The sequence below is a fragment of the Methanococcoides alaskense genome (assembly GCF_027594145.1).
Classification (GTDB): Archaea; Halobacteriota; Methanosarcinia; order Methanosarcinales; family Methanosarcinaceae; genus Methanococcoides; species Methanococcoides alaskense.
Window position 1 is genome coordinate 382,814 of record NZ_JAQFFK010000003.1, and the last position, 17,198, is coordinate 400,011.

15 protein-coding genes are annotated in these 17,198 nt (G+C 44.8%); 14 read left to right on the forward strand and 1 reads right to left on the reverse strand.

All coding sequences use genetic code 11. The features are described from left to right. Positions 1-113: 113 nt before the first annotated feature. The 4 genes from acs to PBV53_RS05705 all read left to right on the forward strand — a co-directional run bounded on the left by acs (position 114) and on the right by PBV53_RS05705 (position 5,329). A complete protein-coding gene (gene acs, locus PBV53_RS05690; protein WP_270096199.1) occupies positions 114-2,204 on the forward strand; it encodes an acetate--CoA ligase alpha subunit in 2,091 nt (696 codons plus the stop codon). A 45-nt stretch (positions 2,205-2,249) separates the two neighbouring features. Next, a complete protein-coding gene (locus PBV53_RS05695) occupies positions 2,250-3,317 on the forward strand; it encodes a phosphotransacetylase family protein (RefSeq protein WP_270096200.1) in 1,068 nt (355 codons plus the stop codon). Positions 3,318-3,462: 145 nt separating this feature from the next. Next, positions 3,463-4,707 (forward strand): phosphoglycerate kinase, encoded by a 1,245-nt coding sequence (locus PBV53_RS05700; RefSeq protein WP_270096201.1) that lies wholly within the window; start codon positions 3,463-3,465, stop codon positions 4,705-4,707. Between the two features lie 19 nt (positions 4,708-4,726). Next, a complete protein-coding gene (locus tag PBV53_RS05705) occupies positions 4,727-5,329 on the forward strand; it encodes a TIGR00296 family protein (RefSeq protein ID WP_270096202.1) in 603 nt (200 codons plus the stop codon). A gap of 26 nt (positions 5,330-5,355) precedes the next feature. Here PBV53_RS05705 and PBV53_RS05710 read toward each other — a convergent pair whose 3' ends face one another. Next, entirely contained in the window at positions 5,356-5,784 is a 429-nt protein-coding gene (locus PBV53_RS05710) for a nucleoside 2-deoxyribosyltransferase (RefSeq protein ID WP_270096203.1), read from the reverse strand. 121 nt (positions 5,785-5,905) lie between these two features. Here PBV53_RS05710 and argC point away from each other — a divergent pair, with 121 nt between their 5' ends. The 10 genes from argC to PBV53_RS05760 all read left to right on the forward strand — a co-directional run bounded on the left by argC (position 5,906) and on the right by PBV53_RS05760 (position 17,191). Next, positions 5,906-6,919, forward strand: a complete 1,014-nt coding sequence (gene argC / locus PBV53_RS05715) for an N-acetyl-gamma-glutamyl-phosphate reductase (RefSeq protein WP_270096666.1) — start codon at positions 5,906-5,908, stop codon at positions 6,917-6,919. Positions 6,920-6,940: 21 nt separating this feature from the next. Further along, positions 6,941-7,405, forward strand: a complete 465-nt coding sequence (locus PBV53_RS05720; RefSeq protein ID WP_270096204.1) for a CBS domain-containing protein — start codon at positions 6,941-6,943, stop codon at positions 7,403-7,405. 9 nt (positions 7,406-7,414) lie between these two features. Further along, on the forward strand, positions 7,415-8,599 hold the full coding sequence (gene argJ, locus PBV53_RS05725; protein ID WP_270096205.1) for a bifunctional ornithine acetyltransferase/N-acetylglutamate synthase: 1,185 nt from the start codon (positions 7,415-7,417) through the stop codon (positions 8,597-8,599). Between the two features lie 38 nt (positions 8,600-8,637). Then, on the forward strand, positions 8,638-10,095 hold the full coding sequence (pfkC, locus tag PBV53_RS05730) for an ADP-specific phosphofructokinase (RefSeq protein ID WP_270096206.1): 1,458 nt from the start codon (positions 8,638-8,640) through the stop codon (positions 10,093-10,095). Positions 10,096-10,108: 13 nt separating this feature from the next. Beyond that, positions 10,109-11,458 carry an ADP-dependent glucokinase/phosphofructokinase gene (locus PBV53_RS05735; protein WP_270096207.1) on the forward strand — a complete coding sequence of 450 codons (1,350 nt, stop codon included), beginning with the start codon at positions 10,109-10,111 and terminating at the stop codon, positions 11,456-11,458. Positions 11,459-11,686: 228 nt separating this feature from the next. Next, positions 11,687-12,340 carry a sugar phosphate isomerase/epimerase family protein gene (locus tag PBV53_RS05740; protein WP_270096208.1) on the forward strand — a complete coding sequence of 218 codons (654 nt, stop codon included), beginning with the start codon at positions 11,687-11,689 and terminating at the stop codon, positions 12,338-12,340. Between the two features lie 87 nt (positions 12,341-12,427). Then, on the forward strand, positions 12,428-12,943 hold the full coding sequence (locus PBV53_RS05745) for an ArsR family transcriptional regulator (RefSeq protein ID WP_270096209.1): 516 nt from the start codon (positions 12,428-12,430) through the stop codon (positions 12,941-12,943). Positions 12,944-13,104: 161 nt separating this feature from the next. After that, a complete protein-coding gene (locus PBV53_RS05750; RefSeq protein WP_270096210.1) occupies positions 13,105-14,244 on the forward strand; it encodes a helix-hairpin-helix domain-containing protein in 1,140 nt (379 codons plus the stop codon). Then, positions 14,241-15,074 carry a DUF4130 domain-containing protein gene (locus PBV53_RS05755; RefSeq protein ID WP_270096211.1) on the forward strand — a complete coding sequence of 278 codons (834 nt, stop codon included), beginning with the start codon at positions 14,241-14,243 and terminating at the stop codon, positions 15,072-15,074. The genes PBV53_RS05750 and PBV53_RS05755 overlap by 4 nt, the downstream gene beginning before the upstream one ends. 14 nt (positions 15,075-15,088) lie before the next feature. Further along, positions 15,089-17,191, forward strand: coding sequence for a helix-hairpin-helix domain-containing protein (locus tag PBV53_RS05760; RefSeq protein ID WP_270096212.1), 2,103 nt, complete (start codon positions 15,089-15,091; stop codon positions 17,189-17,191). Positions 17,192-17,198 lie beyond the last annotated feature (7 nt).

Here is a 17,198-nt window from a genome sequence, read left to right on the forward strand (position 1 = left end):
TCTTAGAAAAACATTATCTATCAGTATTCTCAATATAATTTAGTTAGTTAGTTAGTTAAATACTGGTCTGACATTATATCGTTTATATTGTTTAGAAATTCACAGGTATCACAATGCTTGAAAAATTATTCGATCCGGCTTCTGTGGCTGTCATCGGTGCCTCCCGAACTGAAGGGAAAGTGGGGCGGGCGGTGCTTGATAATCTGCTTGAAAGTTACAGTGGCAGGATAATACCTATTAATCCTAAAGCCGATGAGATTCTTGGTCTGCCCTGCTATCCGACCATTCTGGACGCACCCGGGGGAGCAGAGCTTGCAGTCATTGTCGTGCCTGCTGTGCTTGTTCCCGATGCGCTTGAAAAATGCGGTCTGGCAGGAGTAAAGAACGTAGTTGTTATTTCCGCAGGTTTCAAGGAGGCAGGTATCGAAGGTTCGAAGCTTGAACGTAGGTGTGCTGAGATCGTAAAGGAACGCGGGATGCGTATGGTGGGTCCGAATTGTCTGGGTATAATTGATACTGAATCCGGTCTGAATGCTTCCTTTGCTGCATCCATGGCCAAGAAGGGCAACATCGCAATGATGTCCCAGTCAGGTGCAATATGCACTTCGACCCTCGATTGGGCGGATGCAAGAGGGGTAGGTTTCTCGAAGTTCATCAGTCTTGGGAACAAGGCCGATCTGTCCGAGAACGATTTCCTGCTTGAAATGGAGGATGATGAAAATACTGCTGTAATAGCTGCTTATCTTGAGGGTGTGAAGGACGGGCCGAAGTTCATGGAGATAGCCCGCGAGGTCTCCCGTAAGAAACCTGTCATTGTGATAAAATCAGGCAGGACCGCAGTTGGTTCAAGGGCGGTTTCCTCTCACACCGGTACACTCGCAGGCTCAGATGAGGCTTACAATGCTGCATTTTCCCAGTGTAATGTTATCAGGGCTGATTCCGTTGAACAGCTAATGGACTACATACGTGCCTTTTCCAGCCAGCCAATACCCGATGGTCGTAACATCGCCATCATCACAAATGCTGGCGGGCTTGGTATTCTGACAGCAGATGCTTGTCAGTTCGCGGGGCTTTCCCTTTCATCATTTAATGAGGACACTATCGGTAAGTTGCGGGGTAAACTTCCTCCTGCAGCCAGCCTTTATAATCCGGTAGATGTTTTGGGGGATGCTCGTCCTGATATCTACGGGTTTGCAATTGAAACGATACTTGATGATCCGAACGTAGATGGTGTTATCCTTCTAACTTCTCCGCAGGCAATGACGGAAATTAAGAGCATTGCGGAAGTGGTTGCCGATAAATGTGCACATACGAAGAAGCCCATATTATGCAGTTTTGTAGGCGGTACGCGAATCGAAGAGGGTGAAGCTATACTGAACCGTCATCATATTCCGAATTATCCTTTCCCTGAAAGAGCAGTTGCCAGCATGGCAGCTCTATGTGACTATGGCGTCATGAAGGAACATGAATATGTTCTGCCTGAGAAGTTCGATGTAGATAAGGAATTCGTATCTTCTCTGCTAAGGGATGCAATCTCAAATGGGAGGCGCACTCTCGGGCTCGAATCCTTTGATATTCTCAGGGCTTATGGCATACCTGTGGTGGAAACCCTCAATGTGAAGACGTTGCAAGGTGCGTTAGATGCATGTGAGAATATGGGATATCCCGTTGTGATGAAAATACTTTCTGCTGATATCTCACACAAGACCGATGTGGGGGGTGTTCGCATCGGGCTTGAGAATGCGGATGATGTTGAGCGGGCATACCTCACGATGATGTCGGATGTGAGACGCTACATGCCACATGCTGTGGTCTCCGGTGTGCAGGTCCAGAAAATGATCACTGGTGGTAAGGAGGTCATCATTGGTATGAACAGGGATGTGCAATTCGGTCCACTGCTTATGTTCGGTCTTGGCGGGACATACGTGGAAGTGCTTAAGGATGTGTCATTCAGTGTTGCTCCTGTTGGAGTGGATGTTCTCAAAAAGATGGTATCATCCATCAGGACCTATCCTATATTGACGGGGGTAAGGGGCGAAAGTTCTTCTGATATCGCATCGATCGTTGATACTCTTTGCAGGGTGTCACAACTTGTATCGGATTTCCCTGAGATACTTGAATTTGAGATAAATCCTCTGATGGTGTTGCCTGAAGGTCAGGGATGTGTTGCCATGGACATAAGGCTGACACTTGGAGGCGAATGAATATGCTGAAATTATTCAAATTAAAAGAAATGGAGGTTGGGCAGTGTGGCTTCAATATTGATAAGTTCTTCTGAGAAATATTCCGGAAAAAGTTCCCTGTGTGCAGGTATTGGTACTATACTTAAGGACAAGGGTTACTCTGTCGGTTACATGAAGCCGGTGGGTAATATGCTGGTGGATGTAAATGGTGTGCTCTCAGATGAGGATTCGGAGCAGGCACGTAAGCTCTTCGACCTGATGGATGATATTAAGAACATCACGCCTATCCTTCTTACTGACAACCTTGTGGAAGATGCTCTTGCAGGTGTCGAAAAGCATCTGGATAAGACAATTCTCGATGCTTATGGCGAGATATCCAGGGGCAAGGATGTTGTTCTTTTGGAAGGTACAGGCGGCATTGGAGGCGGGGCAATATACGGTCTGTCCGACCCGCAGGTTGCTTCTATCATCGGGACCAAGATCCTTCTGGTCGCCCGATATGAATCCATACATGCGGTGGATCGCATTCTTTCTGATATTGAATTGATACACGATCCTGAGATGTTCGCAGGTGTCATTCTCAATGAAGTGGATGAAGGACAGCTTGAGCATGTTTGTGAGCTGGTGGTACCTTTCCTTGAAAATAAAGGGGTCAAGGTGCTTGGTGTGCTTCCAAAGGACACTACCCTTCGTTCGGTCCCTATCTCTGAGATAGTTGAAGACCTTCATGCAGAGGTTCTTGCAGGTTCTGAGAATCTCGAGGTGCTTGTGGATCACTATCTTGTGGGGGCAATGGAAGTGAATTCTGCTATCAAGTATTTTAGGCGTACTCCCAATTCTGTTGTGATCACAGGGGGCGACAGGTCTGATATTCAGATGGCTGCGATCGAGGCACGCGTGAAATGTCTTGTCCTGACCGGAAATCTTCAGCCAAGTGCAGCTGTGCTTGGTAGTGCGGATGAGGCACAGATACCTGTTATCCTCGTTCGAGGGGATACGATGTCGACCATTGAAAGAATGGAGCGGCTAATAGGGCGTGCAAGGTTCAGGCGCGAACATAAGCTCGGTCGCATGGTAGAGCTTATTAATAACAATGTGAATGTCAAAGAGCTTATGTCGCTGATCGGCCTTTGATGTCCTTCATTATTTCTTATTTTTGAAAACATCCTTTGAGATCCCAGATAGATATGCATAAATATAGATTGGTTTATAGTGTCGTGCATCTCATTAATTTCAATTGTAAATTCAAATTATCAGGATTATATGATCAGGATTACCGGTGATGAATACCTTGACTGCTAAAGATTTTCTCACGATAGACGATTTTGATATAGTGGATAGAACAATTCTTGTGAGGGTGGACCTGAACTCTCCAATGAGCCCTAGCGGTGGCATACTTGATGATATGAGGATCAAAAGCCATATACCGACCCTTAGGGACCTGGAGGATGCGAAGGTAGTGCTGTTAGCTCACCAGAGCCGACCAGGAAAGAACGATTTCACTACTATGCAACTACATGCTGATGTGATGTCCAGTTCACTGGGTCGGAAGGTTACCTATATCGAGGATATTTTTGGTACCCATGCCAGAGAGAACATCGCTTCAATGGAAAATGGGGATGTTATCCTTCTGGAGAATGTGCGTTTCTATTCCGAGGAAACCCTGAAAAGACCTGTTAGTGAACATCAGGGAACCCACATGGTGCGAAAACTTGCTCCTTTGTTCGATATTTTCCTGAACGATGCATTTGCGGTATCCCACCGTTCCCAGCTTTCCATAACAGGTTTTACCGGACTTCTTCCTTCCGGGGCAGGCCGTCTCATGGAGAGGGAAATAACTTCTCTGGATGTGAGCCTTAAAGGTTCTGAATCTCCGTGTATATTTGTTCTCGGCGGCGCGAAGGTCGATGATTCCCTCAAGGTGGCTGAGCATGTCCTTTCAAGTGGCGGTGCTGACAGGGTTCTGGTCACAGGCGTTGTTGCAAATGTCGTGCTTGCTGCATCAGGTGTCGATATTGGTGAACCTAATATGAAGTTCATCGAATCCCAGGGATATCTCGACCAGATCGATAAGGCGAAAAATATACTTGAAAGATTTGCTGGTAAGCTCGGTTTTCCAAGGGATGTTGCTCTTAATAATAATGGAGAACGTATCGAGGCAAACATCGATGATGTGGCTTCGACGAACCTTCCAATAAACGATATCGGTCTTGAGACCATTGTGGCCTATTCAAGCGAGATCGAAAATGCGAAGACCGTTGTTCTAAATGGTCCTGCGGGCGTTTCCGAGATAGAGGGCTTTGAGATAGGTACATCTGAGATCATCAAGGCTGCAACGAATGCCGGTTATTCAATTGCTGGCGGCGGCCACATTACTGCTGAGGTGCGTAATATGGGTTATGAGAATATGTTCTCACACATAAGCACAGGTGGCGGGGCATGTATTGATTTTCTTGCCGGGGACAGCTTGCCTGGCATTGAAGCTTTAAAAGTTGCTGCAAAAAGATATAGAGAATTTGAATAAAATCTGTGTGGGGGTTAATATGCTAAGTGCTTCTGAAGGGGAACAGGCCGTAAGGCTTGCAAGGAATACTATTGAGTCATTTCTGAAAGATGGAGAGCAATCAGAGGCTATCGATCTGCCGGAGGTGTTCGGTGAATCGCGTGGGGTTTTCGTGACTCTGACGAAGAACGGCGATCTGCGAGGGTGCATCGGTCATCCTTATGCGGATTCGGCTTTGAAAGATGCTATTGTAGATTCTGCGATCTCGGCGGCCATAAGGGACCCTCGTTTTCCAATGGTCGATATTTCCGAGATGTCTGATATTATCGTAGAGGTCACGGTCCTGACACAACCGGAACTTATCGATGTTCTTCCGGAGAAGTTGCCTGAGATAATCGAAATTGGTCGTCATGGTCTGATCGCGAAGATGGGTATGTATCAGGGGCTGTTGCTTCCGCAGGTCGCACCGGAGAACGATTTTGATGCTATCGATCTTTTAAACCATACCTGTCTAAAGGCAGGCTTACCACAGGATGCATGGCTTACTGGTGCACAGATGTACTGGTTCGAAGGACAGATATTCAAAGAGATCGAGCCCCGTGGGGATATCGAGGAAGAGAAGTTCAATTCCTGTTGTAAGTGAAAATAGAGTAGATGAAAGAAATGCTTTCATCTATATTTCTTCATGGTTTCCAGAAGGTCGGATACATTAGTCTTGAGCTCATTTGCGGATTCTCCTATCATGAGATTTACAAGTCCTTCAGGACCCAGTGTCCTGAAATCGGTTTTCAGGCCGATGATCGTTTTCTTCTTTGAATATGCGTACCCTATTTCCCACGCTGTACCTGAATCGATATCACTGCCGCCATCGAGGACTGCCACCACTATATCGCAATTATCAATAGCGTCAAGGTTCAACTGGAATATCTTGCTGGAGTCCATTTCTTCCCTTGCTGCTTCTGTATCGTTGGAATCTTCCTGTGGCACAAAGACATCGAATCCGAGATCTTTCAGTGCAGTTTCCAGTTTCCTGTTAAAATCCTGTTCAGCTTCTGAAAAAAGTGGTGCTGCCAAATATATCTTTTTGGTAGTATTCATTTTCTCTCCTTTAGTCTTAATAGTGCCCTCGATGTAATGTTGGTCAAGGTTGATAATTATTCTTATTTAGAAAATAACAACCTTAATTAGTATTGGAAATATACATAACATCATGACCGATATGATAAATGCAGGAATTGTCGGCGCTTCCGGTTATACTGGTGGTGAACTGATGCGTCTGCTTTTGAACCATCCGTATGTCAATATTGAAACGGCTACTTCACGCCGTTTGTCAGGTGAAGCGGTAAGTGACACTCACAAACATCTGCGCGGACTGGTGGATATTGAATTTGAGGACCTTTCTCCTGAAGATATCAGGGGCAGATGTGATGTTGTCTTCGTAGCTGTACCCCATGGGACCGCAATGAACATAGTTCCCGAGCTTATTGATGATAATACTAAAGTTATCGATCTTAGTGCCGATTATCGTTTGAAGACAAGTGTCTTCGAACAGGTCTACAATATGGAGCATGCTAATCCAAAGGATGCTGTTTTCGGTCTTGTCGAGCTTCATCCTGAAGTGAAGGATGAGTCCTTCGTTGCAAATCCGGGATGTTATCCCACTGGAGCAATTCTGTCAGCTGCTCCTCTTGCGGCTGCAAAACTTCTCAAGATGGCCATATTCGATTCCAAATCCGGAATTACCGGAGCAGGGATCAATCCTACTATGGCGTCCCATTATCCTAACATGGCAGAAAATGTCCAGGCATATAAACTGACCACTCACAGGCATCGGGAAGAGATCCTTCAGGAACTGAACCGTTTGGACAATGGTTTTACTGATGTGAACTTCACACCACACATTGTTCCTTCCATTCGTGGTATCCTTACCACTGCACATCTTTTCACAAAGGAGAAGATGTCGTTGGAGGATGTACGTGAGCTTTATCACGAATTCTACAAGGGCAAGCCTTTTGTGAGGGTCGTTGATGATATTCCTTCCCTTAGCGCTGTAAGGGGCTCGAACTTCTGTGATATTGGTTTTGAAGTCGATGCCAACACCGGCCGTGTCGTTGTTGTTTCAGCAATTGATAATCTGGTAAAGGGTGCTTCAGGTCAGGCGATCCAGAACATGAACCTTATGTGTGGTTTTGATGAGACCACTGGTCTTCGTATAGCTGCGACATCCCCATAAATTACGATAGGAGATATGATCATGAATGTAAAAGATATTATGAGCAGTAATGTCATTGTATGCAGTCCACAGGATACTATTAGCAGTACTGCACAGTTGTTGAAGAAAGAGAACATTAGCGGCGTTCCTGTTGTTGATGAGGGTAAGGTCGTAGGGATCGTTTCCGAAGTAGATCTATTGAAATTGCTTAACATCCCTGAGCACGGCGGTCTTTGGCTTCCAAGTCCTTTCGAGATAATTGAGATCCCCATACGTGAGCTCATTAGTTGGGAAGACACCAAGAAGATGCTTTCTGATGTTGGTTCAAAACCTATCAGTGATATAATGGAAAAGGATGTGTTCACGATAGGTACGGAAAGTTCTGTGGAGGATGCTTCCAGATCAATGAGCCGGCACAAAATAAACAGACTTCCTGTTGTCGATAATGGTGAACTGGTAGGGCTTATAACCCGCGGCGATATCATTCGCGGTCTTGCAGGCATTTAAAGTGGTGTTATGAAAGCGAAAGATAGCGGCCTATGTGCAGTAAAAGGAGTTCGTGCTTTCGGTATCAAGCCGGGAAAGATGGGACTTGCGATCATCGTGGCTGAAGGGAATGCTGCGGGAGTGTTTACAAGGAACAAGGTCATAGCTGCTCCACTGATCGTTACGAGGGAAGCCCTTGGTAAGAATGGCAGACTGGCAGCGGTGATAGCGAACAGTGGCAATGCCAATGCTTTTACAGGTGAGCAAGGTCTCGCCGATGCAAGGGAAATGGCCTCTATCCTTTCTGAAAGACTGGGTGTCGATAGTGACCTTATCGCAGTGGCATCTACCGGTGTTATTGGCAGGAAGCTCGATATTGACTGGATACGTGATAATGTCGATGAAGTGATGAACGGTCTTGTAGCATCACCTCAGGGTAACAGCCATGCTGCAAGGGCTATAATGACCACTGACACGTTCCCAAAGATGACTGCGATAGAGCTTGATTGTGGTGTCTGTATAGGCGGGATCGCAAAGGGTTCCGGCATGATCGAGCCTAACATGGGAACTATGCTTGGTTTTGTCTACACTGATGCAGCTCTTCCATCGGACGTACTTGATGAATGCCTTAAGGAAGCAGTTGACAGGAGCTTTAATATGGTCGTAGTGGACGGGGACACAAGTACTAATGATATGGTGCTTCTTACAGCTACGGGAGCTACCGGTATCTCTCCTGATATAAATGAATTTAAGGAAGGACTTGAGCATGTTCTTGTGGACCTTGCAAAACAGATCGCAAAGGACGGTGAAGGTGCTACCCGGCTTATCGAAGCACAGGTTACCGGTGCAGTCTCTGAAGAGGATGCTCGCCTTGTCGCAAAGGCCATCGTACGTTCTCCGCTTGTGAAATCTGCTATTTTCGGCAAGGACCCGAATTGGGGCAGAGTTGTTGCAGCGGCAGGATATTCTGGTGCTGAACTGGAGCAGGATAGGCTATCTCTTGCTTTTTCCAATGGTGTGGATACTGTTTATCTTGTAAACGAGGGTAAGATCCTCTCTGAAGATAAAGAACACCTGCAGAAGCTGGAAGCTATCATGGGAAGTTCGGAAGTCATTATCATGGTGGGCCTTTCCCTTGGCAATGCAAATGCGAAAGCATGGGGTTGTGATCTTACGTATGATTATGTAAGGATCAATGCTGAATATACTACATGATACAACTGCTTTGAAGGGTTTTTATCGAAGGTGATCTTATGGATATTGGGAAGTGGGAATCTGTTTATCGTGAGTCCTATGAGGACATTTGTTTGTCTCTGGACAATGTAAGGGGAATGTTCGTAGCTTACAACAGTAACATTGACGCTATCAAACATGTAAGCGAGGAAGATATTTCAATGCTGTTGGCGCAGGTCGATCAAAATGAGGTCCAGGATAAGTTGTTTGAATATCCTCGGGAGATAGATTCCCCTTCAGATCTTGTGGCAAGGCTTATTATTGCCATGCGTGATGGGAAAGCGGCAGAGGTTCCGACAAATACGACCGATGTCCATGAATGGCTTACTGATCATCTGGGTTTTGATCATGCACGTATGGGTGGTCAGGCAGGTATAATCTCTAATCTTCTGGCATCTATAGGGCAAAATGTGATCACCTATGTTCCATGGCTTTCCAAGGAACAGGCTGACTATTTTGTAGATTCGGACAATCTTCTATTTCCGGTGGTTGAAGGTGATCAACTCAAACTTGTTCATCCCAGGGATGCCTACGATCCTCAAAATAAGCCCAAGGTGAACTGGATACTCGAATTCTCAAAGGGCATGGGTGTTAATTTCAAAGGGGAGAATTTCATTGTACCAAGAGATAATCGTCTTATAGTCTCTTCCCGTCCAAAATGGATCCGTATCGAGATGGATCCGGAATTGTATGAGCGGATCCCTTCTCTTCAGGCTAATATAGATGGTGCGCTACTTGCCGGTTATCAGATGATAAAAGAGGAATATGAAGATGGTTCTACCTATATGGACTACATCGATAAAGCCGTCAATGTGATCGAAAGGCTCAAAGAGGGAAATCCGAATATAAGGATACATATTGAGTTCACGTCCATTCAAAATAAGCTTATCAGAAGTTCGATCCTCAAATATATAGTAAGAAAGCACGTCCACTCGTTGGGGCTTGATACAGTTGAAGTCGCAAATGCGTTGAACGTTCTTGGTTATGAAGAGCTTGCATATTCTGTCATCAATAAGGGCGAGAATGCGATAGTTTCTCTTTTTGAAGGCGCAGTTAAGCTTTTAAAAGAGCTGGAACTTGAAAGGGTGCATATACATTCTCTTGGTTTTTACATATGTGTTGTTGCTAAGGATTGTCCGGTATCTGTTCTCGACCACCGTAAAGCTTTATTGTTTGCTTCCACTACCGCAGCCGCACAGGCATTACAGGGAGAGATCGTTTCTCTTGAAAGTACTGCATTAGGTCTCGATGTTCCTGTCTCTGAAAAAGGATATGGTGATCTTGAGAGGTTGGAGGACCATCTTGTGAGCAGTGGTATGTGCTGCATGGAGGATTTCGAGAATGGCTGCATTCGCACACCCCAGTATGATGCTATCGTTGTTCCTGCAAAGGTTGTCAGCGAGCCTGTGGCTACTGTTGGCATTGGTGATGTCATTTCAGCAGCTGCATTTGCAGGTTTTCTTTCCAAGATCAAGTGAGTGAGGGATCTTCATGAAAGTCCTTTGTGGGTATAATGTCAACATCGATGCTGTGTACACGATAACCGGGGAGGATATCTCAGATCTTTTGAAGATGGTGGATAAGGATGAATTGCTTGAGAAGATATACGATGGTCCGGGTGAGATAAGATCGATCACCGATCTTGTTGCGGGACTGGTCCTTCACATGCAGAAAGGCACAGGTGCCGAATGGTTCATTTATTCGGATGATGTTTTTCATTTCCTGAAAAGCCGTTATTATGAGAAGAGTGAGATACGGCTTGGCGGTAATATGGGAATAATGGCAAACGTCATGTCTCACATGGGTGCAGACCAGGTCGTTATGAATGCTGTTGGTGACATCAATTTGATAAAGGCATTGATGTCAGGCGGTAACATAATCTTTTCAGGAGAGTCTGTTCCACAGGATACTTCAACCTCCAAGGATGCAAATGAGATCATCCATTTTGTTTTTGATTTTAGCAGTGGAACTCAGTTCGATCTTTTTGGCACAGAGGTGATAGTACCCAGAGAAAACCGTTTCATTGCTACTTATGATGATATTAATACGGAACTTACCATCACGCCTGAATTCGAGGAGTACAGCCTTGAACATGTAAAAGATATGGACGGTGCGATCATTTCCGGTTTCAACCAACTACAGAGATGTTATCCTGACGGTTCCGGGTACTCTGAGCGTTTTGAAAAGGCACATTCACAATTAAAGGACTGGAAAGCGCTCAATCCTGATCTGCCAATCCATGTTGAGCTAGGCCATTTCATGAGCATGGATATGGGTGTGTCTATTTTCAAAGAACTTGCTGGAACGGTGGATAGCATTGGAATGAATGAGGATGAACTGGTAATGCTTACTGAATTGCATGGTGTTCCCTCGGACATGATACGGAAAATGGATGCCTGCACGATCCTGGATGCCTGTGTAAGATGTGCTTCATCTACCGGTCTGAAGAAGATCGTCCTGCATACACGTGATTTCATGATGAGCATTTTCAGTAAAGGAGCTTCCAGTTCGATTCGTGAGATGCAGAGCATGCAGTTCGGTGTGAATTGTGCAGCAGTTTTCGCAGCATCAGGAAGACTGCCTGAGCGGTCACAACTTGAAGATTCAGTGAGTGGTCTTGCCAGAAGTGAAGGAGGGGTGAAGCAGGTAAATAAAATGCAGGACCTTATCGGTGGTGAACGGCTTGAGTGTGGTGTATGCGGAGATTTCAGAGGTTTTTCGGTGTGCATCCTACCGACCATCATCTGTGAAAAGCCGGTGTCCACTGTGGGGCTTGGGGATACTGTGTCTTCAGCTACTTTTTTGAGGTGGCTGGAAATTGGGGTAAATGGGGGGCAATAATGAATTGAAGTTTAAAATAAAAATAAAAATTTTGAATGTAAACTCTTCAATTATCTCGATTTAACACCTAATATAAGGCCATCTTTTAAAATAGCACTTTTTATTTTATGACGATTGTAATAACCCGATTAAAAAAGATGGCAGCAAATAAATGGTTATTGCTGCCATAAAATCCTGTTTCAGGTTGTCAGCCAGTTATGTACAAGCAGCTGCAATCGTGATGTTGTTATGATCGAACCGATGGCAGATTGTGTTGAGATCTTCTCTGAAGGGCTACATGATCTCTTCCGTGAGGAAGAACTGGCATTTTCCTATGACCTGAAGTATACTGTCCATGCCCCGAGTACTGATATGAACCTGTCCAGCCTGAGGGAGCCTATACGCCTTGCAGCTATTAGTTTGGTCGAAGAAATGGCTGACATGTGCAATGAGCTGGATTCCGATGTTCTGGTAGTTCATCCCGGATATTATTCCTATCCTGTAGATATGATGTATGCACAGAGGTCATTTGAGAGATCACTTGTTGATCTTGAGGGCATATCAAAGGATACTGGTGTCAGGATGTGTATTGAGAACATGCCAAAATGGGACTGTTTTTGCTCAGGAATCCGGATATTGATCTTGAGGATAATGGTTTTACTCTGGATATTGGGCATGCGAACACATGGGGGAACCTTAATAATTTCCTGGAAATGGGGGGACTCGATCTCACATTTTCACTTGCACGATAATAATGGGGAAATTGATGACCATTTCTTTATTGGTGGAGGAAATATTGATTTTCCATCATTTTCCGGTTTGCTTAACAAAAGTAAAGCAATTAAGATCATAGAGAATAAGTGTGAAGAGGATGTGCTCAAAAGTTTGGAAGCACTTAAATGAAACTCTGCTCCGCGAACATAACAAAAATGAGCAAAGAGTTAACATTGTGGCAACACGTTTATATGCCAAAATGTTCTCTTTACATTTATGAGTCAGTTAGATAATAAAGTATTCCATGCCCTGGGAAGCGATACACGTATCAGGATGCTTGAACTCCTTGAGGAGGAAGAACGCCACATCTCTAAACTTGCCAGGATGTTGGGTATTTCCGTACCTGTGGCTGCAAAACACGCTAAAATATTGGAAGAGGCTGATCTTGTTGAGCGGAAGATCTTCGGGAAAACCCACGTGTTGAAGCCTAACAGGGAGAATATCTATCTTGCTATGAACGTGTTCGCACCTACCAAGTTAATAGAGGTAGAAAAAGGTACAACGTTGCTTGATGCTCTTCGTGGAGTTGCGGCTATCAAAGTCCAGAAAAAAGGCGATCGTGAAGTTATCGTTTCGACCGATGGTGAAGAAGGCCTTTACGTCTATGAGATAAACGGTGAGTTCTCGGAAAAATCTGTTCAGAATTGTGTACTTGATGAGGACACAACCATAGAATGGAAGAAACTTGAACCTGTCACTAAGATCAAACTTGATATTCATGTCAAGAAATGATCATTGAACGTACCAATTTTCTTTCGTTTTTGCATTGTTCCTACCTATTATTACATTATTTCGCACTGTTCTTTTTTATACGGTTTTTTGGCATTTTTTTAAATAATACTTTCACCTCGCTTGGCTGTCGGTTATATAATTAAGTGCCAATTTATCATTCAATGAGTGCTTATAGACAGAACGAACATCATCTGACCTTATCTGAGAGAATGCAGATCCTCTCTGCAGGTACTAAATATGACAGTTGCAATCAGAGTGCTGTCTGTCATGCTTTTGGTCCCGATGGAAGGTGCATACAGCTCTATAAGACACTGTTATCTAATTCCTGTGCCGGTGAGTGTGCCTATTGTCCAAATCGCTGTGAGCGTGAGACTAAAAGAGCTTCTCTTGAACCCGCGGAAATTGCAAAGATCACCTGGTCATTTTACAGAAGGAATGCCATCGAGGGTCTGTTCCTGTCTTCCGGCATCATGGGGGATGCAGAGTATACTTCGCAGAAGCAATTAGAGGTGGTGGAACTGTTGCGAGGTCAGGGCTTTAAAGGTTATATCAATATTCGTGTGATGCCTGGCACTCCGAAATATCTTCTCGAGCAGATCGCAGATCATGCGGATAAGTTCGGTGTCAATGCGGAGACCACCAATTCTGTTAATTATTCTGAGATATGCCCGAATTTCGATTATAAGAACGATGTTCTGCAGAGGTTGAAATGGACAAGGGACCTCATTGAGAAGAAAAGAAGTGAATATTGCGGTATGGGAAAAATGGTTGGTGCAAATGACACTCAATTCGTGGTGGGTGCGGTCCCTGAGTCTGACAAAGAGGTCGTGAAGACGGTCCACAAGTTCATGGACAAGTATGCATTGCGAAGACCTTATTTTATGAGCTTTGACCCTGTGCCTGATACTCCGCTCGAGAATGGGTCCCCTTCGCCGAAATGGCGTGAGCAGAGGTTGTATCAGATGTCCTTTCTTTTAAAGGACTATGGTCTCAGGTCAAGCGATCTCGATGAGATCTATGATGAGCATGGGTATCTCTCAAATGCTGACCCAAAGGAAGTGCTTGCACGATCGCAACCTGATCGTTTTCCGGTGGATATCAATTCCGCTGAAATGTCCGATCTGCTCCTTGTTCCCGGTATCGGGCCGATCAGTGCTAACCGGATCGTGCGTGCCCGTCCGATAGTTTCCGAGCAGGAACTTTCCCGGGTGGGTGTCGTAGTTTCCCGTGCAAGGCCCTACATTTCGATCAATGGTTCAAGGCAGACGAACCTTTCCTCTTTTATAGGGGCTTGCTCATGATAATAGCCTTCAGGTCAAGTGTAGAGGGTGTGCTGCTTGCATGTTTAGCTTTCAGGGAAGATCCTGGTTCTGAACTGATATTTGCGAGCGATGTGGGGGAGCTTAAGGGGAAACTCGATCTTTCAGGTATCGAGGGTGAGATAAATATGGTAGGTTTTGATCCTTCCTATAGGTCCGAGTCCTTATCTAAGGAGATCTTCGGAAAAAGTAAACCTCGTATGGCAAGTTTCGACCCCGATCCTCTACGGTATGTTGATCTTCTTCTAAGGCACAAGGAATGTGATCCTGCTGGGCTTGTGCGACTGTTGGTTTTCTGTAATGGCGATACTGATGGACTTTATTCAGGGAAGGGCAAGATCGCAAAACGGTATTATAATTATATGCGTGAGGTTGGCAAAGCATACGAGAGGTTGTGTATGTTCGCACGACCGGAGCTTAAAGGTGGTATACTGTCTGTTGTTATTGATACTCCTCACGATATCGCGGATATGTTTTGCAGGTGGCTTGTCAGGAAAAATCCAGACGTTCCTGTGGCAGTTATCAAAAATAGTTCTGCGTGGGTAGGCAATGGCGATCTTATTGGACTTGATAGGTTTGCAAAGATCACCGCATCCTTTGTGGAAAGCCTTCGGTCAACATCAACATCGGATGATGTGGATGAGCTCTGGGATCTCTATTATAATTCCCAGATGATAGATTCAAGGAGAAATCCTGGGCTTGCAAAAAAAGTTCAGCCTAAGAGTTCTGCTTCGATGAGCAAGATGTCAAAAAGAGATCGTTATAAGGTTGAAAGGGGCATTGCCGGCTGTACCCTGGATAGTTTTGCATGAAAATGGGTGAGAAAATGAATGGGTTACAGGATATTCCGCGTATTGGTGAGAAAATGGCGAAACGCTTTCAGGAGCATTTTGGTGGGGAGGATAGGGCAATGGATGCTATTTTAAGCGGTGATATCGCAAGTATTTCCGAAGTTGAAGGAGTGGGGCAAAGATATGCTATTTCTCTGGTACACGAAGTGCGTGCACAGTTCGAAGGTGTTAGTATGGAAGATTTCCTTAAGACAAAGGAAGCTTCGGATATCTATGAGAGGCTTCTGGATATCATCAAGCAGTTCACACATACAAGATATGCAAAGGACAAGCTTCATGTCTACATACCTTATCCTGCAAGCAAAAAGGCACTCATCGAGGATATTAGAAAGGATGTTGCCGGGTATATTAGGACTGCTTGCGTATTGGGGGACAATGAAGAACTTATCTCGCTTCTATCCAATGTAAAGGCTCTGGATGTCAAATGTAACCCGCCGAAAGTTAGGTCCAGGGCAATTCTGACCGCCGATAGCAAGCAGTATGAAGTTGCACGGCAGATGTTCGGGGATCTTCTGGATGTCCAGTTCGTGAAGGGTGCGGGGGAGTTCGTTGATACTGCAAGGGGTTATTCTCATGTTGTTGCTGCCGATGACAAGTGTATGTCCTTCGACCTTCCTGAAGATGTTGATCCTGAGTTCATTCCTGATATTCGCAAAGCAAATATGTGGCAGATATTGCCGGAGAAGGAGATATACTTCTTTGCGAGGAATCTCAACACACTTGAATGTTGTATCCAAATGGTCGAGATATTACGCTCTTCAGGGATATGTTCCCTTGAAGATATTGCGGAGGATGACATTGAAAGATTAAAGCAGACCCTTTCTCTTATAGATGAGGATGGGGATGTCAGGGAGGGTTCTGATAACAGTATCGATCGCCTTATGATGATCTCCAGAAATGTCGATAATTGTGTTTCAGAAACCATTACTGCTGCTAATGTTACTCTTAATTCTTTTCTGGAGGAGAGCAAATTAACGCTTAGCGGTCAGGATATGCTTCAGGTGATGAACGGGAAAATTGAGATAAAGGACCTGCTCGAAAAAGAGCTGTTCCATTCTTATCGTTCTGTTATCAAGAATGCAAAAGAGAAGATCGCGGCAGATCTGGAGCTTGAAAGAAATGAGCTATTGTCTCTTGATTCCTTTTTTTCGGATGAGATCACCCATCCCCTTGAAGTGAAACAGGAATGCCTGTATTCTTTTAAGCAACAGATTGCAAACCAAGTGGAAAAACTGAAGGTTCGGCACAAATGCAATATTGCGAGGACACTCTCGGAGTTCCATGATATTGCTCAGAGGATGGTTCACGAAGCCCTTGATTTCGATGTGGGCTTTTCAATAGGTTGCTTTGCAAAGGAGTTCGACCTTCATCTTCCTGATTTCATTGAAGGGACTGGTATTGCGTTCGAATCGGCATCGAACCTTTTCATAAGAACGCGGCATGGTTCGGTCGTACCTATTGATTATTCGGTAGGCAACACCTCCTATGATCCCGATGGGAATGGTAGTCGAGTTGTCCTTTTGAGTGGTGTCAATTCAGGAGGAAAGACCTCTCTGCTTGAATTGGTGGCACAGTGTGTTATCCTTGCTCACATGGGCTTCCCAACCCCTGCCATGAACATGGAGATAGGTCTTGCGGAAGAGTTCTATCATTTTGGAAAATCCAAAGGTACTCTGGATGCAGGAGCTTTCGAGACTACCCTTGTTGATTTCTCGGTTGTTGCAAATGATTCTTCAAAGCTCGTTCTGGCAGATGAACTGGAATCCATTACTGAGCCGGGAGCTTCTGCAAAGATCATCTCGGGAATACTGGAGGTGCTTTCTGAGAATGATAACTGCATGTCAATTTTTGTGTCCCATTTATCAGAACTGATACTTGAGAACACTGAATGCAATGTACGTGTTGATGGCATCGAGGCAAGCGGGCTTGACAAGGACCTTAACCTTATAGTTGAAAGGACTCCAAGGTACAATTATGTTGCAAAGAGCACTCCTGAGCTCATAGTCGAGCGTCTGTCAAGAAAATCAAATGGTCCAGAGCAGGACTTTTATAAAAGATTGCAAAAAAAGTTCAAGTAAGCCGTAA